Here is an 18,599-nt window from a genome sequence, read left to right as displayed (position 1 = left end):
GCACCCGTTTGCGGGAAATGCGAACGAGTGACAGCTTCGTTGTCTGTAGTAAGTCGGTCCCAGCACTGGATTGAATTACCTCCCATATGACAGTATCTTCGATACGCCCATATATATCTCCCTCACACAGGAGTAAAAAGATAACATGCCTTCAGAATTCTATTTCAAAACCAGACCTTTATTGAGGGATACGTTGCCTTCAGCACTACCTGCTCAGTTGGACGCACAGAATTACGTTTCGTAGAGACCGGCACTCTTGAAGACCGCGCCGATCAACACTGCAATGGGTATTATCTCTAGACGCCCAATCCACATATTGAACAGCAACATAACTTTGGCCGTCTCCGGCATGTTCGACCCGGTAATGCCTGCGTCAAGCCCGACGTTACTTTGTGCGCTCATCACATCGAATATCACATACTCGACCGGATACCCCGGGGAAAGCGTCCACAGGAGGACAGCCACGCCGACGATAAGAAAGGCGATCCAAAGGACGAGGACGACAGCAGCCTCAGTGTATTCGCGCTGGACCTGATTCTCCCCGAGGGTTCGTTTCCCGAGGGAAAGCTGTCGAATCGCACTATCCGGTGAGAATACGTTTCGGATTTGCCACACTGTTCCTTTGACTAGTGTGATGACACGGATCAGTTTGAGACCGCCGACTGTCGATCCGGCTGCCGCACCGGTCAGCATGCCGAGGCAGATAAAAAGTGTCGCACCGGCGGTCCAGGCACGTTCCGTCCCATCTCCAATCGTCGTTGTCCCGAACCCGGTGTTCGAAGTTGCGGAAACGAACTGGAACAACGCAGTCCGAAACGTCTCCTCGACGGTTTCGTATTGACCGTTCAGAGATAAGACTGCAGTGAGGGTAATCGAACCCGCGGCGAACCAGACGAATACCCATCGCGTCTGAATATCGGCATAGAAGTTCCGCAATTCGCCCTTGAGAATGAGATAGTGGATCGGGAACGCGATACTGCCGGCTATCATCACCGGGATGACGGCGTACTCGATCAGTGGCTCGCCATAATAGCCGATCGAATCGGCGTGGATCGAAAACCCGCCGGTGGCGATAGCCGTCATCGCGTGATTGACCGCCCCCCAAACGGGCATTCCAACGACGAGAAACAGAGCGATTGCAACGATAGTAAAGCCGAAGTAAATTTTCCAGATTTCACGGACGGTCGAAACGATACTGGGGTGGATTTTCTTCGAACGCGCTTCGCTTTCGTAAAGCGTGAGGGAACCGCTTCCCGGCCGTGCGAGGATAGCGACGGTGAGGACGATAACGCCGACGCCGCCGACCCACTCGGTGAACGAACGCCACCAGTGTAGCGACCGAGGCAGGTCGTCTTCAACTGTCGCCATCGTCAATCCCGTACTGGTGAAGCCGCTCATGCTTTCGAAGATACCGTTGATCGGTTGACGAAAGACAGCAACCGTGTCGTTTATCGACGGCGTGTTCGTCCACGCTGGAAGCGGGTCCAGCGTAATCGTCCACGCGATAACCAAGAACGGTAGCGCGCCGAAAATACCGACGACGCCCCACGCAGTCGCGGCGATGAGCATCCCGTGTAGCTTTCCGGGATCCGGCGCGTCGGTGAAACTCCGGGCGAGAGCAACGCCGATTGCGAGCATGAGTAATCCAGAGATCACGAATGCTGGCACTGCATAGTATTCGCCGTGCACCACGGCGATCGGAACGGAAACGAACGCCATGAGCGAGACAACCTGAACGATCCGTCCGACATCCCGGACCACGGTCTTGAACTGGATAGCCATTAATACTCGCCCGTGAATGCCGCGACCGCATCAGCGAGCGATACATCGTCCGTGAACAGCGTAATCTGATCACCTGCTCGAATCGTCGTATTCCCTCGTGGAGCTCGTATCTCTTCACCTCGTTTGAGTGCAACGACGAGACAACCGTCGGGCAACGCTCCGGATTCCGTCGCCACCTCGAGAAGCTGACCGCTCATCGGCGCATCTTCGGCGACGGTTAACTCGACTAGCTCGGTGTTGTCGTCGAGTTCGATGAAATCACTGACACCGGGGTACCGAACCGAGTGATAGAGATAATCAGCGATCAGCCGTTGTGGATTTTCGATGAGCGTGACCCCGATTTTCTCGAACACTGGTAGATTCTCCGGGTCGTGAACGACGCTGACGAGGTTCGTAACGTCGTGTTCCTGTGCGAGCAACATTACCATGATATTGACGGCATCGACGTTCGTGGTTGTGATAACGGCGTCAGCACGATTGATGTCCGCATCCCGGAGTGTGCCGTTTTTCGTCGCGTCGGCGTTCAGAACGAGACAGTCGTACTCGGAAGCGACAGCGCTTGCTCGTTCCTCGTCGTTCTCAATGACGACGACATCGTTTCCATCTGAAACTGCGCGCTCGATCAAGTTCGAGCCGATACTTCCCGCGCCGACAATTACGATATACATGTTTGGATCACCACGTTAGGTCGCTGTGTCGTTCGAGTCACTCGATTCGACTCGTGAAAATGCGATTACGGGCTGTTCGTTTTCGGTAACGAATTGGTACGGATCCGTTCGTGAGAGGAATCTTTTCAGGCGGCTATCGGGTTGATGCGTAAACCCGATCGCTGTTGCGTCAACGGATTCGGCGGTGGCGAAGATTTCCTCGACTGGGTCCGTCCCGTATCGGAGTTCGCTTTCAATATCGATCCGATCTTGAAACCGGTCCGCAACGATGCGAAAAATTCGTTCCGCGACATTTTTTCGGGCTTCGAAGGGTGCTTTGTCGGGATACCCTTCGGTTCGTTCGATGACGTGAACGACGGTAATCTTCGTTATTTCTTCATCGATGAACGGCTCGAGGGCGTCGCAGGTAGCGGTTGCATCGTCCTCAGTTCCGATTGGGACGACTACGTGTGCCAATAGCGGATCAGCCATCGCTAACCTCCGTGACGACAAGCCGTTTATACTGCCGTCCGATTGATGTTGTGAGTGTCACCTTACTCCACACTGACAGCATTCAGGATTCGATAATATAAATCTATCTAATATCGGAATCCGAAACACTAGTTATATATGGGGGGAGAATATGGAACATTCCCCGGAGATGAGATACGTCTTGGGTCGAGAACCCGATCTCCCCAGTGGTGGATCACTACGACGGAGAAGTTGGCTAACGCGAGAGTCGGCTTTCTAATTCAAAAGTGAGCTTGAACGGAGCATTGTGTATCTGAAAGTGGCTACCGCAGCTACTGGGAAGACAATACATTTATTTGAATGCCGAATCAGGCACCTTTATATGTGCAGAATTTCGGAATCCGAAACCAGTGGGCTCTCCGGAGCGGTCTCCCTACGCGCCCAACGGGGTGTCGGCTGCGATGGCTGACCAAGAGCTCGCTCGCGATCTTGGATTCTTGGAAGCCTATACGCTCGGTCTCGGGACCATGATCGGTGCAGGTATTTTCGTCCTTCCAGGAATCGTTGCCGAAAGCGCGGGCCCCGCAAGTATGGTTTCGTTCACCATCGGGGGTATCATCGCGCTACTCGCGGCACTTTCACTGTCAGAACTGGCGACGGGAATGCCAAAAGCCGGCGGGAGTTACTACTACGTCAATCACGCGCTCGGGAGCTTTTTCGGAACGATCGTCGGCTTCGGGATGTGGGCCGGGCTCATGTTTGCGACGGCATTTTACATGCTCGGATTCGGTCAATATCTGCTCGACCAGCCCTCGAGCGCTCTTACCGTCGTTCTCGTGGCACTGGTCATGTCGTCGCTTCTCGTCGCTCTCAACTATCGTGGTGTCAAGGAAACTGGATCCCTACAGAACGTAATCGTCATCTTTCTCATCGCACTGATCATTTCGTTCATCGGAGTCGGCCTGTTGAACGTCGATACGGACCTCCTCGTCCCGTTCACATCGGACGGTGGATGGCCGGCGGTTGGTGCGACTGCTGGAACCGTCTTCGTGACGTTCATCGGCTTTGAAGTGATCGCGACCAGCGCCGAAGAGATCAAAAATCCCGGTCGGAACCTCCCACTGTCGATGATTGCGGCGGTCGTCACGCCGACGATCCTCTACGTCCTCGTGATGTTAGTGAGTACTGGGACGCTTCCGATAGGCGTCCTGGCCGAGACCGACGTTCCCGTCGCCGATGTCGCAGAAGTGGCGGCCGGAGCGTTCGGTTCGGTAACGATCGCAGGATTTACCCTCGAGTTCGCCACGGTCGGCTTTAGTATCATGATCATCGGCGCAATTCTGGCGACGATTTCCTCCGCGAACGCCTCGATTCTGTCCGCCGCGCGCGTCAACTTCGCAATGGGGCGTGATCAGATCCTGACGAACTGGCTCAACAAAATCCACAGCGACTATCAGACGCCGTTTCGCGCAATCGTTGCGACGGGGGTTGTCATTCTTGCACTCATCATAAGCCCGCTCCCGATCGATACGCTCGCCGACGTCGCTAGCTTCATGTTCCTCATCACGTACGCGCTGGTTCACGTCGCCGTCATCGTCCTCCGACGAGCGGAGCCTGACGATTACGACCCGGATTTCCGTATCCCGTCCGTTCTATACCCGGTCGTTCCGGTCGTCGGGTTCGTCGCGTGTCTTATCGTGATGGTTCAAATGGGGGAATCGGTCGCCACCGTCGAAATCGGGGGCACGCAGGTTTCACTGTGGCTCTCATGGGTGCAATTGATCGGTCTCGGAATCGTCGCCTTTGGAATCGTCTGGTACCAGTTCTATGCCAAGGACCAGGCCCTTTCGACAACCCTCATCGGAGAGGCTGTTGCACCCGCCGGAAGCCAAGCGGTCGACGACGACGTCTACCGCGTGGTCGTTCCCGTTTCGAATCCGGAAACCCAACATCCACTTATTCGCTATGCAGCTGCCAGCGCCGCAAATCGAGATCAACCCGGTGAACTGGTCGCAGTCAACGTGATCGAAGTCCCCCCGCAGACGTCCCCTTCCCAGATCGAGTTCGAAGAGGAACGGGTCGAGAACCAACGGGCACTCCTCGAGAACGCTCGTGACGCCGCCGAAGAACTCGACGTCTCGATCAGGACGCGGGCTATTGTCGGTCGAGATGCGGGTGAAACGCTTCTGTCGGTTTTAGACGAAGAACAAGCCGATCACGTCCTTCTCGGGTGGGGGGGTGAGCGCAGACGACGGGACGTGCTCTTCGGATCGACGATCGATCCGCTCCTCGAGCGTGCTCCATGCGAGGTAACGCTCGTTCAGAATCCGAGCGTCAATCCGGAGTCGATCGTCACGCTTGCGGGAGGTGGACCACACGCACCCGCCTCGGCACAGCGTGCCGGCGAACTCCATCGGGTATTCCCAGAGAGTACGCTTACCTTGTTGAACGTCCAACCGACGGCTGACGGGAGGGAAGAGAGCGATCCAGAATCGGCCGGGCGAGATGTAATCAGGAACGTTGCGACACAAGCCGAACTCGACGAGGACGAGTACGAATCGCACGTTCTGGTCAGCGACGATGTTCGCGGCACGCTCATCGATGCCGTCTCGGAGTACGAAACCGTTTGTATCGGCGCTACGGGATCGAGCACCGTCGCACAGGCCCTTTACGGATCGGTACCGCAGCAAATCGTCCAACAGAGCGATGGCACAGTACTAATGGCTCGCGGAGAGAATAGAGCTCCACGAACGTTCCGTCAGGCCATTATACAGCGGTTAGAGAGGTGACTGATCGATGGAGCAAAATATTCAGTGTAATCGTTCAACCGTGCTAGTCCAAAGGTGGTTCCTGTGCGCGTAATCGTCGTCGGTGCTGGTGAAGTCGGTCAGTCGATCGCCAGCAATCTCGCGCCCTCTAATGACGTGATCGTGATCGATCGTGATGACCGGGTCGTCGAAGAACTGACGTACTCCCACGATGTCCTTGCCATCCACGGAGACGGGACGACGATAGAGACGCTTCGCGAGGCAGGCGTCGAGCGAGCTGATTTAGTGATCGCTTGTACCGATAGTGACGAGTCAAACGTCGTCATCTGCGGGAGCGTCAAGACGGCGACTGACGCCTTCACCATCGCTCGTGTCAGGCGACGGACCTTGCTCGAAACCTGGGAGGGATCCCAGGGCGGATTCGGCGTCGACTTCATGGTCTGTACGGATCTGTTGACCGCCCAGACGATTTTCCGCATTTCGGGACTTCCTGCGGCACAGGACGTCGATACGTTCATCGGCGGACTCGTTCGTACGGCAGAGTTCGAAATTGCCACGGATAGTCCGATCGCCAATCAGCCCGTCCGAGAAGCCGATCGATACGACTCGCTGACGTTCGCGGCGATCTTCCGCGACGACGACATGATCGTCGTCACCGGTGAGGCGGTAATCCAGCCGGGTGACCGCGTCGTTGTCATCGGAAGCGCCGATTCAGTAACTACATTCGCAGACGATATCACAAGGAACAATCGGGCCGACAGTGACGAGATCGTCATCGTCGGCGCGAGCGAGATCGGATATCAAGCGGCTCGAGAGTTCGAGAATCACGGCTACCGTCCGCGACTGATCGAGCAAGATCACGATCGCGCTCGCGAAGTCGCGGAGGAGCTCCCTCACACGACGGTTCTCAAGAGTGACGCAACTGACATCGAATTCCTCGGGCGAGAGCACATCGACGAAGCCGATATCGTCATCTCTTCGCTCGGTAGCGACGAAAAGAACCTGCTTGTGTCACTACTGGCTCGACGGCTCGGTGTCGATCGAACGGTTGCTATCATCGAGAATCTCGAGTACGCCGAATTGTTCGAAACCGTCGGTATCGACGTCGCGATCAACCCCCGAGAAGAAACGTCCGAAGAGATCGTTCGATTCACACGGACGAACCGTACCGAGAAGGTCGCGATGCTCGAACACGACCGTGCGGAAGTAATCGAAATCGAAGCCACGCTCGACAGCGATATCATCGGACAGCAGATCCAGGATTCGATGGATGCCCTCCCAGACGGGGTCATCATCGGGGCGATCTCTCGGGGCGGTGAACTCGTAACACCTCGTGGCACGACGGTCATCAAACCAGGGGATCATATCGTCGTGTTTGTCGACTCGGAAGTCCTCGATGAGGTCGTTGAGGCGATCTGATGCGCCATTACTTCCGGGTCGACTGGCGCGCCGGTTTGAGCCTCGTTGGGACGCTCCTTACTTTTCTTTCGCTTGCGTTCGTCGTCCCGATAGTCGTTGCGTTAGGGTACGGCGGTGAAGATCTCTGGGTATTCGTCGTCTCGATGGTTCTCACGGCCGGATTCGGCATATCACTTCGACGGTTCGATCCCAATCCCACTCCGGGTGCTCGAGAAGCGTTCTTCGTGGTTGCGTTCACGTGGTTGTTCGCGGCTGTCTTCGGAGCTGTTCCATACATTCTGACGGGAAACGGGACGATCGCCCATCCCGTAAATGCCCTGTTCGAAAGTATGAGTGGCTTCACAACCACAGGGGCGACGGTGATGGGAGATATTTCGTTTGATACGCACTCCCGGGCTATCATGATGTGGCGCCAGCTGACCCAGTGGCTCGGTGGAATGGGAATCATCGTTCTGGCCGTCGCAATCCTCTCGCAGATGGCTGTCGGTGGTGCCCAATTGATGAAAGCCGAAGTGCCCGGTCCGGGGATTTCGAAACTCACCCCTCACATCGCCGAAACTGCTCGCGTGCTGTGGATCGCCTATATCGGATTTACCGTCCTCTTGATCGCGTTACTGTACACCCTCCATCTTGCAGGCCTCGCGCCGAATATGGGCCTGTACAACGCGTTTGCCCACGGGTTTACGACCCTTCCGACCGGCGGGTTTTCCCCGGAAGCCCGGAGCATTGAGGCTTTCTCGCCGATCGTTCAGTGGCTCATCATCCCGTTCATGTTCATCGCTGGCGTCAACTTCGTGCTGTGGTGGTACGTCATCTCGGGAGATCCCTGGGCTATATTACGCGACAACGAATTCCGATTCTATTTCGGTGCTGTAACGGTGTTTTCACTCGTCGGAACCGTTCTTCTCTTTTTCGACGCAACCCTTCAGACTACAGAAACTGGCCAGATTGGCGGAAACATAGAACGATCGGCTCGGTACGCCGCGTTCCAGATCGCGTCGTTGACCAATTCGACGGGCTATGCGAATATGGACTTCGACGCGTGGGGCAATCCGGCGAAAGCGCTGCTGTTGTTCGTGATGTTCCTCGGTGGGTCAGCTGGTTCGACCGGTGGCGGAATCAAAATTCTTCGTTGGCTGGTGATCATCAAATCACTGCGACGTGAGATTTTCACGACGATCCATCCGGAAGCGGTTCGGCCCGTTCGAATGAACGGAAAAACGCTCGACGAGGAAGCTATCCGAGGAATTTACGCGTTCACACTGCTATTCCTTATACTGTTTTTTAGCGGGTTCCTATTGCTTGCTGCCGACACATCTCGAACGGCAGACTTCGATCCCCACACGCTCGACCTTCTAACAGCGTCCATCGCAACGCTCGGTAACATCGGACCAGGCTTCGGTGTCGTTGGCCCAATGGGAGGGTACAACGAGTTCCCGATGAGCTCAAAGCTCCTCATGATTCTCTATATGTGGATCGGCCGCCTCGAGATTTTTCCGGTGTTGGTTTTGCTCACAGCCGCGTACTGGCGATCCTGAAGGGACTCGAGTTCATCCCGATTCGGGTAGGCCCTGGTCATCGGCTTGATACCCTGTCGTCGACTTGTGCGGAGAGCAAACGACCGGCGAGGGCGTTTCGCGAATCGCTCCGAAGCCACAGAAGACGGTTCTCAGTGACGATCGAATCCGATTCAACCCGTCGGAGATCGGTTTTTAACAGAAGGAGGTAACAGTGATCATCTCCAGCGTACGGACTTCGCTGTCGGATTTATCACGTAATGCTCAACGTTCGGCCGGTCGTGTTGTCGGAGACCGCCCGAACGCGTCGGTTCGCTCCTGCGTCTCTCGAAACGAGGTCCGTAACGTTCACCACAATACGATAAAAACCGATAGCTGATGGATCCGACACGCCGTATCGCAGCGCTCGAGGCTGTTCCCGACGAGTCGACGTACGTATTTCGCGTCGTCGAGACCGACGGCGATGCGAACGAGGTCCGGGAGGCGATACTCGTTCGAGAAAACGGCGGAATCGAGTGCTGGCTGAACTACTGTCAGCACTTTACGCACATCAAACTCGACAAGGGATCGGGCGCTTCGATGCGAAACGGCGAGATTATCTGCGAAAACCACGGCGCCTACTTCGAGGCGGGTTCGGGAGAGTGCACGTTCGGGCCCTGCGAAGGGGCCCATCTCCCCGATATCGAGGTCGCAGTCGACGACGGTGCCGTGTATCTCGCCGACGATGCCTACGACCTGCTTGGCCCCGGCCCGATCCCGGAGGACGAGGTCGATCGCACCTCGACCTCGAACGTCGAGTTCTGATCGGGTATCTCTCCGTTGTCCTCGAGAAGTGAACGCGGACCTCGGGCCCAGCGGCTTCTCAAACGCACCCACACGACCGAGAATTGCACCAACGCGACCGAGGCCTCTCCTCACTCCGAGTACCGAAGCGGGCCGGGCGAAACGAGGTCGCGATCCTGATTGTACTCGACTAACTCGGCTTCGACGAGCCGCGGAAGGTGATCGTGGTACAGCGAGATGTAGACGTTGGCGACCGTTTGGGCCGATATCTCCGAGACGGGCTCGCCCGTTTCTCGCTTCGCAACTTCCTCTGCCGCGTCGGGGAGGGTGATCGATTCGCCGTAGTTTTGCATCACCTCGAGCAAGAGCCGTCGGCGCTGATCGGCAAGCAGTTCGAGTCCGTCTTCGACTGCCGTCGATGGCGCTTCCTGGGACTCGAGCCAGTCGAGTGCTGCCAGGACGAACTCGGCGCAGTCGGTCGTTGAGTGGGCTGGCGTAGTCATGAATTCCTCGAGCCGCGGCGGGTCACGTACAGCTTCTAGCCTGCCCGGTAAATATTAGTGTCGAAACGCTTCCATCTCCGTCCGGTTCTCGATACTGTCTCGAGCGAGACAGCATCCTCGGTAACGGAACGTGGGGTGCTCATTCGATGGTGAAGGTCGGTTCGGCTATCGACTCGCTCTTGCAGGAGGGACACCGCGACGGAAGGTTAAGCAGGTCGTCGTAGTCGTCGAACCCGCAGTCGCGACACGTCGGCGGTGCCACGAGAAACTCCTCGCCGTCGCCGTCGACCGATCGAGCGACGTGTTTGGCGTGTCGAACGATCGAATTGGGTGTTAGATCAAGTTGAACTGCCAACTCGCTCGGCGTCGCAGCGTCTTTTCGGAGGGCGTCTGCGAGACGCTGTCGGGTCGTTTCGTCTGCCTCTCGCATAGTTGCTTGGAGTGGCCGGGACGGCTTACGTGTTGGTATTCGCTCGATGGGCGGTCTGAAACTGTAGAAAGGGTAAGTGACTTACATCCAGCCGGTGAAATCCGTGCCATGAAGGCCGTCGTCCTTGCAGGTGGGTACGCGACCCGGATGTGGCCGATTACGAAACATCGGCCCAAGATGTTCCTCCCCATCGGCGACTCCACCGTCATCGATCGGATCTTTCAGTCCCTCGAGAACGACGATCGGATCGACGAAGTCTACGTGAGCACGAACGAACGGTTCGCGCCGGATTTCGAGACCCATCTCGCAGAGACCGAGTTCGAAAAGCCCCGCCTCTCCATCGAAGATACCAGCGAAGAAGCCGACAAGTTCGGCGTCGTCGGCGCGCTCGCCCAACTCGTCGAACGAGAAGAAGTCGACGACGACCTGCTCGTTATCGCCGGCGACAATCTGATCAGCTTCGACGTTTCCGACTTCCTCGATTACTTCGAACGAAAGGAGACGCCGACGCTCGCCGCCTACGACGTCGGCTCGAGAGAGAAGGCGTCGTCCTACGGCCTGGTCGAACTCGAGGGCGATCGAGTCGTAGACTTTCAGGAAAAACCCGACGACCCGAAGAGCACGCTCGTCTCTATCGCGTGCTATGCGTTTCCCCAAGATGCGCTGTCGCTCCTCGGGACGTACCTCGAGGACGGCAACAACCCGGACGAGCCGGGCTGGTTCGTCCAGTGGCTCCAGAACCGGGTGCAAACGCACGCGTACACGTTCGAGGACGCGTGGTTCGATATCGGCACGCCGGAGAGTTACCTCAACGCGGTCGCCTGGCACCTCAACGGGAAGTCGATGATCGCCGACACGGCCACCCTCGAGAACGCCACGATCGGCGACAACGTCCACGTGATGGACGGCGCGACGCTCGAGGAGACGGATCTCGACCACGCCGTCATCTTCCCCGACGCCACGGTTCGAAACGGCGATATTCGTCGCTCGATCATCGACGAGGGGACCCACCTCGAGAACTTGGATCTGGCGGGTGCGCTCATCGGGGCACACACGACGATCACGAATCACGCCCCGGAGGGCCTCGAGTAGGCCCCGGCTCACTTCGTACGCTTCGCCAGTTGCTCCCTTCGAGCAACGTCCACCCCCGACTTCGATTCGCCGATAGGACTATTTCGTTCCAACCTGAATTCCCTCGAGCGAACAGTATGAGTACCGTCGAGGCGATCCTCGAGCGACGCGCGGAAGGGATACCCTACAAAGCGCTCGCAGACGCGTTTCTGGAGTTCGATCGATTCACCGGATCCAACCCACTCCTTCTGGTTACGGAGGCCGCCGCTTCGACGACCGGCCAGAGCTTCACCGGCGGGATCCAGCCGACCGTCGAGCGATTTCGCGACTCGTTCGTCGAGAGCGGTCGGCTCGCGTCCCTGTCGGATCTCGCGTCGCTCACGCTCGAGGACGACGACCTCGTCGAAGCCGTCGGCGCTCGGCGCAAACGCCACGTGCTACTCGAGATCGCCGATCGACTCGAGCGTCGTCCGGAGGACGGCGACCTCGAATCGTTACAGGTCTGGGCGGCCGAGGCGGACATCTACCGGTACGAAGCCGACCCGATCGGCGGTATCTCCGGCGTCGGCCCCTCGAGCGTGCAGTACCTCCGGATCCTCGCCGGCGTCGACACGGTCAAACCGGATCCTGCGGTTGCGGCGTTTCTCGAGTCGATCTCTACCGAAATCGATTCGCCGGCGCTCGACGCGTCGAATCCGCTCCGTTCGATCGCATCCTGTGAGTGGCTCGCGATGAAGACGTCGTTTCGTCGCCTCGAAATCGATCGAATCGCGTGGTGGTTGGGGGCGACCGACGCCGAGAGGACCGCTGTCGGCGAGTAATTCCGTCCGGATACCACGCGGCTTCCCGGCTCGTTTGCAGAGGAGGTCGCTCACAGACGAGCCAGCACGTCGAGGTGGCGCGCGATCAGGCTGAGTTCGCCTCGCTCGAGCTGGGACAGCCGCGTATCGACCCACCGCTGTCGATCCGTCGGTGCGAGCGCCGTCTCCGGATACGCCGCCAGCGCCCCGTCGATCGTCTCGAGAAGCTGTCGGAGGAACGCCTTTTCGTCGGCCGGGTACGCCCCGTCGCGGGGTCGGACGATCCAGTCGGAGCCGCCGACCTCGAGGAGGTCGAACTCGCTCCCAGGTCGGTCGAGGGCCGCGAACAGTTCTCGCCCCGCCCGACTGCTTCCCGGTCGGTCCCGAATCTCGTCCATGTGGCGGTTGTACAGCTCCGTGAGCCGCTCGTCGAGCGGATCGGGGGGCGAGAACGTCGTCGTCCCGTCGTAGGTGATCGGCGCGTACAACAGTCCGCCGGTTCGGAGCAGATCCGGAATTCGACCCAGCGCGTACTCGAGGTCGACGGTGTCGAGGACGGCGCTTGCGATGACGGCGTCCGCCTCCGAACGTTCGCCGTCTCGATCGGGAGCTTCGAACGCGTCGCCCGCCTCGAGATGTACCTCGACCGTTTGATCGGCGCTCCGTTCGTCTGTCGATCGAGCCAACACGCTCGATCGCCTCCGTTCGACCTCGTACCCGGCTTCCTCGAGCCACTCCGGCAGGTGTTGTCGGGCATACTCGACGTTCCGTTCGTCGAGGTCGACCAGCCGATAGGAGACCGACGGCGCCAACGCGTCCCGCTCGGCGAGTCGCGCGACCATAGTCCCAACTCCGCCGCCGATCTCGAGAACTCGAACTGGTTCGTTCGGTCGGCCGTTCGAGTCCTCGAACGCCGCGAGTTCCGCGAGGCCATCGACGAACGCCGACCAGACCCGGTCGTTGAGCGCGCGATCGTCGACGGTACGTTTGTGCTCGAGGTACGCTTGCAGTGACTGTGTCATGGTGATGATACTGATGTGGAGGTTGATATTTTTGTCACGGGGACGACTCCGACTCGAGGGTCGACCGCGGAGCCGATCCGGGTTCGGAGCGGTCCGAGTCCGACGCCCGTTCGATCAGGAACGATCGAACTCGAGTCATCGTCTCCGCCCAGGGCGGGTGTTTCACCGCGGTCTCCAGCGCCGCCACACCGAGTGCCGTGAGGCGGTTTCTGTCGGCCTCGAGATGCTCGACTATCGCGGTGATCGCCGACGGGCGAGACGGGTCGACGAGGTATCCGTTTCGACCGTGGTCGACGAACTCGTCTGCTCCGCCGACCGTGCCCGCGATCGGCACGACGCCGTACTCCATCGCCTCGAGGTGGACCATCCCGAACCCTTCGTAGCGAGCGGGAACCGCGAGGACATGGCTTCGCTCGAGGACGCACTCGAGTTCGGAATCGGTCACCCTGCCGGTGAAGGTCACCCGGTCCTCGACGCCGCAATCGCGGACCTCGGCGACCACCGACCGGGCGTAGGCCGGCTCTTCCTCGAGACTTCCGACGACGGTCAACCGCCACTCGCAGTCGGCTCGGCCGAGCGCGGATACCACCGCCCTGGCGCGCTTTCGGCGGATCACGTTTCCGATGAACGTCACTCGAAGCGGGTCGGCGGCGTTCGTGGCTCGCCTGCTCACTCGAGCTGTCGGAACGCCCGCACCCTCGACGCGGCCACCCGGGGGTGCGACGGTCGCTGGAAGATTCGCGAGCGCCACCGTCCGATCGCGCGTGTCTCGGCTCGTACAGACCGCCGCGTTGACGCTCTCGAGATACCGCCGCTCTATGGTTCGAGAGAGCGGAGCACGGATCCCGTTCGCCCCCGCGGAGCGAAGCGAGTGGACGATCGAAACGATCGAATTCGGTCGCTCGAGACGCGAGTTGAGGAACACAAGCGACGGGTGGCACAGTTCGTCCTGGACGAGCACGTCGTACGGCTGATCCAGTCTCGTACGGAGCGAGCGGGAGAACCCGTCGGCAAGGTTCCGGAGAGACGACCGTCGCGGAATAGAGATCACATCGACGCCGTCTCCGCGCGCCTCGAGCGCCGAGACGAGTTTTCTATCGTACCGGTAGCCGCCCGACGTTTGCTCGAGATCGCCGTAGACGACCAGCCCGATGTTCATCCGCCATCAGCTCCGGTCCGATGCCATCGGTGTTTGTTCGCGCATGTGCCGCTCCGCCTCGTGATCTGTCGGTACCGAATCGGTGCCCGACTTGAGCGCTCGCTCGTGACGTACCGTCGCGATATCGTCTTCCGCCATCGAGATCCGGAGCCGAGTCGCCGTTGGCGGTTCGAGGGATTCGAGGAGCCGATCGCCGAAGATCCGCGAGAAGTGTTCGACGCTCGGATTGTGTCCGTCGAAGGACTCGAGTTTGTTCAACGATTGGTCGCGGAATCGGCCGACTGCGGCGTCGACCGCGTCGTTGAGGTCGTCGATATCGACGAGATAGCCGTGTTCGCCGAGCGTCGGCCCGGCGAAGGTCGCCGTCACCGTGTACTGGTGAGAGTGAAGAGTTCCCTCCGGACCCGCCTCCGCAACCGTGAGGGCGTGTTGCGCGACGAACGATCGGCTGACCGAGACCTCGTACATGGCCCCGCGTACATCGACCGGCACAATAAACGGGTGGCCCACCGGGTGGGGATGATGGCTGGTAGGAAGGTCGCGAGTGGAGTGCGTTCGTGCGTTAACGGCCGTCATTCGTAGCTCAACAGTACCTGAACCGCTTCGTCCGGACTTGTTTCGAGCAGTCGATACGCCTCTCCGGCTCGCTCGAGCGACAGTCGATGCGTGAACAGTCCGTCGAGGTCGAGTTTCTCGAGCCAGTTCCAGGCGACGGCGTGGCGGCGTTCGCGCGACCAGCGGCCCTCGTGTCTCGGCGGGATCGTACTCACCTGGCTGCTTCGGACGTCGATCCGATCGCGGTGGAACCGCCCGCCGAGATCGAGCGTAACCGGGTTGGTGCCGTACCATGAGCCGACGATCACCCGGCCGTCGAACCCCGCCGTCGCGATCGCGTCGTCGAGGGCGGCCGGACTCCCTGAGAGCTCGTAGGTGAGATCCGCTCGCCCGCCGGCGATCGACTCGAAGGCGTCCGAAATCTCGACCCCCTCCGCCCCGTCCGCGGTCGGCTCAAGCGTTCGGTCGGCTCCGAGTTCTCGAGCGAGCGCTCGACGATGTTCGTATCTGTCGACGGCGACCAGCGTTTCGATCGGCGTCCGTGCGAGCAAGGCCGTCGTCAGGAGGCCGACGACGCCTTGACCGAAGACCGCGACGCGTTCGCCGATCAGGGGTTCGCCGTCGAGGAGAAATGAAACCGCCGACTCCACGTTCGCGAAGAGGGCGGCCTCGCGTGCGCTCACGGCGTCGGGAATCTCGAGCAGTGACTCGGAGTCGGTAACGAAGTGACTCTCGTGTGGATTGTACGCGAAGACGCGACGCTCGAGCCACTCCTCGGAGACGTTGCGACCGACGGCGGTCACCCGGCCGACGGCGGCGTAGCCGTAGGAGAGCGGGAAGGAAAAATCGCCCTCGAGGGAATCGATCGACTCGTCGGCCGGGAGTTCTCTCGGGGCGTCGCCACGGTAAATAAGTCCCTCGGTGCCCGCACTGATCGCCGATAGGGTCGTTCGAACGCGAACCTCGTCCGGCCCAGGGTCGGGAATCGAACGGGAACGAACCTCGACGGAACGGGGACCGATGAACTCGAGTCGGCGTGCGGTCATCGGTCGAGTCGCCTCATCGGAAATCGCCTCTCAGTACCGCGGGTCCGGTCGGAGAAACAACGAGGGAAGGGAGTATCACAGTGGTCTGCTCATCCCCACGGCTCCACTTTGGTAGGGGTTCGTTACTGCAGTTTTTGACTGATTGGGACGGCCAAACGTCTTCGGCGGGCGCGCCTGACTCCGATCGAATCCGCAGGCCGTTTCCGAGGCGAACGGAAGTCGTTTCCGGGGCATCGGACGCCGTCTTCGGATCGAGCAGTCCTGTCCCGATCGAGTCAACCGGTTCGTCTCCCGGATCGTCTGGTAACGAGCACCCAATCGATTGCGAAGTTGAGCAAGAACGGGATCGCGACGGCGGCGGTGAGCACCATTGAGACGTGCTCGTCTACGACCGGAAGAAACGCGATCCAGATCGTGAGCAGGGTGACCGCGGAGAGCGGCGCTCTGGCCCGATTCGGCGGTAGCTCCCGAACCGGTTGTCCCCGACGGCGTCGCCACCAGAGACCGAGAGCGAACGCGTACCGCGCGACCCCGACCGCGATGAAGGCGATCGGGGCCGTCCCCGCGGTGACGACCGCGCTCGCGCCGACGAGCGTCGTCAGCGCGTCGACCTCGGTGTCGAGGCGGCCGCCGAGTTCGGTTACCGACTCGGTCGCGCGGGCGATCGCCCCGTCGACGCCGTCGAGAACCGCGGCGATTCCGAATAGTATGCTCGGCACCCAGGCCATCAGGTCCGTCGTCGGCCCGACGACGAGGAAGCCGACCAGCACCGCGAGCGTTCCGGCTCGCGCGATCGTGATCCACGACGCAAGGGTGATCCGCTGGTGGCCGATCCGACGGTGCGTCCGTTCGATCACCGAACCCACCACGAGCAGTTCGAGCCCGAGGATGAGGACGACCCAGCCCAGAAACTCGAGCGTGAGGATCGTCGACCAGACGATACCGACCACGGATAGCGCCGCTGCGACCATGAGTGCGCTGCCGAGAACGGTCGTTAGCCAGCGTCCGAGCGGCGTTGCGGAACGGGTCTCGAGTATGGGTTTGATCACGGGAGGACGTGTAACTGGTGGAGAGCGAGGCGGGAGCGCTCACGGAGCCCGATTGGTTTGATTGCCATCGTCGCCACGGAGCAACAGAACGACGAGTATCCCGATCAACAGTAGCTGTGCGACCTTGTCGACGGCTTCGCCGCTCGAGAGGTCGCCGAGACCGGACGGTTGATTGAACGCGTACCAGATGACGACCTGTGCGCCGACGAACGGAATTCCGGCGAGGTACAGCGCGCGACGTCGAATCCCGAGTAAAAAGAGAATCAGCGCGCCGAAGAATCCAAGACCGGCGAGGACGAAAGCGACGGCCATCGGTTCCGGTAGAAACGCGATTCCGAGGGCGAGGTGGATGCCGCCGCTCAGGATGACGAGCGCGACGGCGGCCCACTCTATCGGCGTTCCCCCCGCTACCTCGAGACCGCCGGGGAGAGTCATACCGGCCATAGACGATCCATACCGACCCCATCCACGACGCGGAAAAAGCTTCTTTGGGTGGTTATCAGCTCTTTGGGAGATCACTCACATCGCGGGACCCCCTTCGTTGGAAGGCCCCCCATTCCGGGAGAGAATCCCGCTGGTAGTTCTTTAATCCCCCTCGTGGTAGGCCCCAGCGCAATGTCATCAGATGACGTCACAACCCTGCTCACGGAAGCGTACCTCGACGAACTCGAGACGGTGATGAATTACCTGACCAACGCGATCGTACTCGACGGCGTTCACGCCGAGGAAGTCAAGACGAGCCTCGAGGAGGATGTCGACGAAGAACTCGAGCACGCTCGGCTCCTCGGACAGCGGCTCAAACAGCTCGATCAGTCGCCGCCGGGTTCCGAGCAGTTCGAGCCCCACCAGTCCTCGCTCCAGCCGCCGGCGGATACGACGGATGTCCAATCAGTTATCGACGGCGTGCTCGAGGCCGAAGACGACGCGATCGAAACGTACCGTTCGTTACTCGAGGCGGCAGAGGCGGCGAACGATCCGGTGACCGAAGACGTCGCCGTTACGATTCTGACCGACGAGGAGGCCCACCACTCGGAGTTTCGGGGATTCAAAAAGGAGTTTCCGATGGATTAGCCCGGCTCGAGACCAGTTCCCAGTGAGATTCGAGATGAGCGCCGCGTCGAATCGAAACCGGTTTCTCGTCGGTACCGATCCACAGGCAACGAGCGACGGCCGGCCGCGATAGTCTCATCCGTGGGGAACGTTTTTCTCGTCGCGCTTCGACCCAGAGCACATGAGCGATTTCGATCTCGACCTGATGGCAGTCGAGGATCACATCGACGAAGAATTCGAGCTCGAGGGGAGTATCGTCCTCGGGGTGCTCGACGGTAGTACCGACCCGAACACGTGGCTCGAGGGCGTTGCCAACGGCAACGTGCTGGTGCTTCGCGGTGAGGGCGACATCAACGAACTGGCTTCCGGTTTTGCACGAGACGTCAAAGAATCCGGCGGGAACCTGGTTCACTTTCGCGGATTCCTGATCGTGACGCCTCCCGGAATCGACGTGGATACGAGCCGCCTTGGATAGGGAGGGCGAGAACGATCTTCGATTCGGTAGTCCCGCGAGCGCGTTGGTACTA

Annotated in this window: 19 protein-coding genes; 8 read left to right on the top strand and 11 right to left on the bottom strand. The window is 59.8% G+C overall.

The window, feature by feature from the left end; all coding sequences use genetic code 11:
• Positions 1-231 precede the first annotated feature (231 nt).
• Genes QNM96_RS02450 through QNM96_RS02440 form a run of 3 tightly spaced genes read right to left on the bottom strand, consistent with a single transcriptional unit; the run spans position 232 to position 2,921 of the window.
• Entirely contained in the window at positions 232-1,782 is a 1,551-nt protein-coding gene (locus QNM96_RS02450) for a TrkH family potassium uptake protein (RefSeq protein ID WP_283834419.1), read from the bottom strand.
• Complete coding sequence (locus tag QNM96_RS02445; protein WP_283834418.1) at positions 1,782-2,450, bottom strand: TrkA family potassium uptake protein; 669 nt, start codon at positions 2,448-2,450, stop codon at positions 1,782-1,784. Before QNM96_RS02445 ends, QNM96_RS02450 begins: the two co-directional genes overlap by 1 nt.
• 15 nt (positions 2,451-2,465) lie before the next feature.
• Positions 2,466-2,921 carry a universal stress protein gene (locus QNM96_RS02440; protein ID WP_283834417.1) on the bottom strand — a complete coding sequence of 152 codons (456 nt, stop codon included), beginning with the start codon at positions 2,919-2,921 and terminating at the stop codon, positions 2,466-2,468.
• A gap of 440 nt (positions 2,922-3,361) precedes the next feature.
• On the opposite strand from QNM96_RS02440, the gene QNM96_RS02435 reads away from it, so the two are divergent.
• The 4 genes from QNM96_RS02435 (at position 3,362) to QNM96_RS02420 (ending at position 9,408) form a co-directional block, all read left to right on the top strand.
• On the top strand, positions 3,362-5,689 hold the full coding sequence (locus QNM96_RS02435; protein WP_283834416.1) for an amino acid permease: 2,328 nt from the start codon (positions 3,362-3,364) through the stop codon (positions 5,687-5,689).
• Between the two features lie 63 nt (positions 5,690-5,752).
• The gene (gene trkA / locus QNM96_RS02430) at positions 5,753-7,087 is read left to right on the top strand and encodes a Trk system potassium transporter TrkA (RefSeq protein ID WP_283834415.1); all 1,335 of its coding nucleotides are present in this window, start codon (positions 5,753-5,755) and stop codon (positions 7,085-7,087) included.
• Entirely contained in the window at positions 7,087-8,625 is a 1,539-nt protein-coding gene (locus tag QNM96_RS02425) for a TrkH family potassium uptake protein (RefSeq protein WP_283834414.1), read from the top strand. Before trkA ends, QNM96_RS02425 begins: the two co-directional genes overlap by 1 nt.
• Before the next feature lie 357 nt (positions 8,626-8,982).
• Entirely contained in the window at positions 8,983-9,408 is a 426-nt protein-coding gene (locus QNM96_RS02420) for a Rieske 2Fe-2S domain-containing protein (protein ID WP_283834413.1), read from the top strand.
• A 110-nt stretch (positions 9,409-9,518) separates the two neighbouring features.
• Here QNM96_RS02420 and QNM96_RS02415 read toward each other — a convergent pair whose 3' ends face one another.
• Both QNM96_RS02415 and QNM96_RS02410 read right to left on the bottom strand, forming a co-directional pair.
• Positions 9,519-9,890 carry a hypothetical protein gene (locus QNM96_RS02415; protein WP_283834412.1) on the bottom strand — a complete coding sequence of 124 codons (372 nt, stop codon included), beginning with the start codon at positions 9,888-9,890 and terminating at the stop codon, positions 9,519-9,521.
• Between the two features lie 139 nt (positions 9,891-10,029).
• A complete protein-coding gene (locus QNM96_RS02410) occupies positions 10,030-10,320 on the bottom strand; it encodes a transcriptional regulator (RefSeq protein ID WP_283834411.1) in 291 nt (96 codons plus the stop codon).
• Between the two features lie 108 nt (positions 10,321-10,428).
• Between QNM96_RS02410 and QNM96_RS02405 the strand changes: the two genes are divergently transcribed.
• Complete coding sequence (locus tag QNM96_RS02405; RefSeq protein ID WP_283834410.1) at positions 10,429-11,412, top strand: NDP-sugar synthase; 984 nt, start codon at positions 10,429-10,431, stop codon at positions 11,410-11,412.
• A 116-nt stretch (positions 11,413-11,528) separates the two neighbouring features.
• The gene (locus QNM96_RS02400) at positions 11,529-12,212 is read left to right on the top strand and encodes a hypothetical protein (protein ID WP_283834409.1); all 684 of its coding nucleotides are present in this window, start codon (positions 11,529-11,531) and stop codon (positions 12,210-12,212) included.
• A 50-nt stretch (positions 12,213-12,262) separates the two neighbouring features.
• Here the strand turns inward: QNM96_RS02400 and QNM96_RS02395 are convergent, their stop codons facing one another.
• The 6 genes from QNM96_RS02395 to QNM96_RS02370 all read right to left on the bottom strand — a co-directional run bounded on the left by QNM96_RS02395 (position 12,263) and on the right by QNM96_RS02370 (position 17,466).
• Positions 12,263-13,213, bottom strand: a complete 951-nt coding sequence (locus QNM96_RS02395) for a class I SAM-dependent methyltransferase (protein ID WP_283834408.1) — start codon at positions 13,211-13,213, stop codon at positions 12,263-12,265.
• A 34-nt stretch (positions 13,214-13,247) separates the two neighbouring features.
• Positions 13,248-14,372: a glycosyltransferase family 4 protein gene (locus QNM96_RS02390; protein ID WP_283834407.1), complete on the bottom strand. Its 1,125-nt coding sequence runs from the start codon at positions 14,370-14,372 to the stop codon at positions 13,248-13,250.
• A gap of 6 nt (positions 14,373-14,378) precedes the next feature.
• Complete coding sequence (locus QNM96_RS02385; protein ID WP_345782511.1) at positions 14,379-14,840, bottom strand: 6-carboxytetrahydropterin synthase; 462 nt, start codon at positions 14,838-14,840, stop codon at positions 14,379-14,381.
• A gap of 104 nt (positions 14,841-14,944) precedes the next feature.
• Positions 14,945-15,973, bottom strand: coding sequence for a zinc-binding alcohol dehydrogenase (locus QNM96_RS02380; RefSeq protein ID WP_283834406.1), 1,029 nt, complete (start codon positions 15,971-15,973; stop codon positions 14,945-14,947).
• Positions 15,974-16,248: 275 nt separating this feature from the next.
• Positions 16,249-17,022, bottom strand: a complete 774-nt coding sequence (locus tag QNM96_RS02375; RefSeq protein ID WP_283834405.1) for a CDP-alcohol phosphatidyltransferase family protein — start codon at positions 17,020-17,022, stop codon at positions 16,249-16,251.
• Between the two features lie 39 nt (positions 17,023-17,061).
• On the bottom strand, positions 17,062-17,466 hold the full coding sequence (locus QNM96_RS02370; RefSeq protein WP_283834404.1) for a hypothetical protein: 405 nt from the start codon (positions 17,464-17,466) through the stop codon (positions 17,062-17,064).
• 171 nt (positions 17,467-17,637) lie between these two features.
• Between QNM96_RS02370 and QNM96_RS02365 the strand changes: the two genes are divergently transcribed.
• On the top strand, positions 17,638-18,093 hold the full coding sequence (locus QNM96_RS02365; RefSeq protein ID WP_283834403.1) for a ferritin-like domain-containing protein: 456 nt from the start codon (positions 17,638-17,640) through the stop codon (positions 18,091-18,093).
• 160 nt (positions 18,094-18,253) lie between these two features.
• A complete protein-coding gene (locus QNM96_RS02360; protein WP_283834402.1) occupies positions 18,254-18,547 on the top strand; it encodes a DUF5779 family protein in 294 nt (97 codons plus the stop codon).
• The last annotated feature ends 52 nt before the right edge of the window (positions 18,548-18,599 follow it).

The sequence above is a fragment of the Halostagnicola sp. A-GB9-2 genome (assembly GCF_030068615.1).
Lineage (GTDB): Archaea > Halobacteriota > Halobacteria > Halobacteriales > Natrialbaceae > Halostagnicola.
The sequence above is the reverse complement of the archived record's forward strand: the minus strand, read 5'-3'. Positions and strand labels throughout refer to the sequence as shown.

Bases quoted from the DNA above. Each gene is read 5' to 3' on its own strand.
- QNM96_RS02450 (WP_283834419.1), bottom strand. From the start codon at position 1,782: ATGGCTATCCAGTTCAAGACCGTGGTCCGGGATGTCGGACGGATCGTT.
- QNM96_RS02445 (WP_283834418.1), bottom strand. From the start codon at position 2,450: ATGTATATCGTAATTGTCGGCGCGGGAAGTATCGGCTCGAACTTGATC.
- QNM96_RS02440 (WP_283834417.1), bottom strand. From the start codon at position 2,921: ATGGCTGATCCGCTATTGGCACACGTAGTCGTCCCAATCGGAACTGAG.
- QNM96_RS02435 (WP_283834416.1), top strand. From the start codon at position 3,362: ATGGCTGACCAAGAGCTCGCTCGCGATCTTGGATTCTTGGAAGCCTAT.
- QNM96_RS02425 (WP_283834414.1), top strand. From the start codon at position 7,087: ATGCGCCATTACTTCCGGGTCGACTGGCGCGCCGGTTTGAGCCTCGTT.
- QNM96_RS02420 (WP_283834413.1), top strand. From the start codon at position 8,983: ATGGATCCGACACGCCGTATCGCAGCGCTCGAGGCTGTTCCCGACGAG.
- QNM96_RS02415 (WP_283834412.1), bottom strand. From the start codon at position 9,890: ATGACTACGCCAGCCCACTCAACGACCGACTGCGCCGAGTTCGTCCTG.
- QNM96_RS02410 (WP_283834411.1), bottom strand. From the start codon at position 10,320: ATGCGAGAGGCAGACGAAACGACCCGACAGCGTCTCGCAGACGCCCTC.
- QNM96_RS02405 (WP_283834410.1), top strand. From the start codon at position 10,429: ATGAAGGCCGTCGTCCTTGCAGGTGGGTACGCGACCCGGATGTGGCCG.
- QNM96_RS02400 (WP_283834409.1), top strand. From the start codon at position 11,529: ATGAGTACCGTCGAGGCGATCCTCGAGCGACGCGCGGAAGGGATACCC.
- QNM96_RS02395 (WP_283834408.1), bottom strand. From the start codon at position 13,213: ATGACACAGTCACTGCAAGCGTACCTCGAGCACAAACGTACCGTCGAC.
- QNM96_RS02390 (WP_283834407.1), bottom strand. From the start codon at position 14,372: ATGAACATCGGGCTGGTCGTCTACGGCGATCTCGAGCAAACGTCGGGC.
- QNM96_RS02385 (WP_345782511.1), bottom strand. From the start codon at position 14,840: ATGTACGAGGTCTCGGTCAGCCGATCGTTCGTCGCGCAACACGCCCTC.
- QNM96_RS02380 (WP_283834406.1), bottom strand. From the start codon at position 15,973: ATGACCGCACGCCGACTCGAGTTCATCGGTCCCCGTTCCGTCGAGGTT.
- QNM96_RS02370 (WP_283834404.1), bottom strand. From the start codon at position 17,466: ATGGCCGGTATGACTCTCCCCGGCGGTCTCGAGGTAGCGGGGGGAACG.
- QNM96_RS02365 (WP_283834403.1), top strand. From the start codon at position 17,638: ATGTCATCAGATGACGTCACAACCCTGCTCACGGAAGCGTACCTCGAC.
- QNM96_RS02360 (WP_283834402.1), top strand. From the start codon at position 18,254: ATGAGCGATTTCGATCTCGACCTGATGGCAGTCGAGGATCACATCGAC.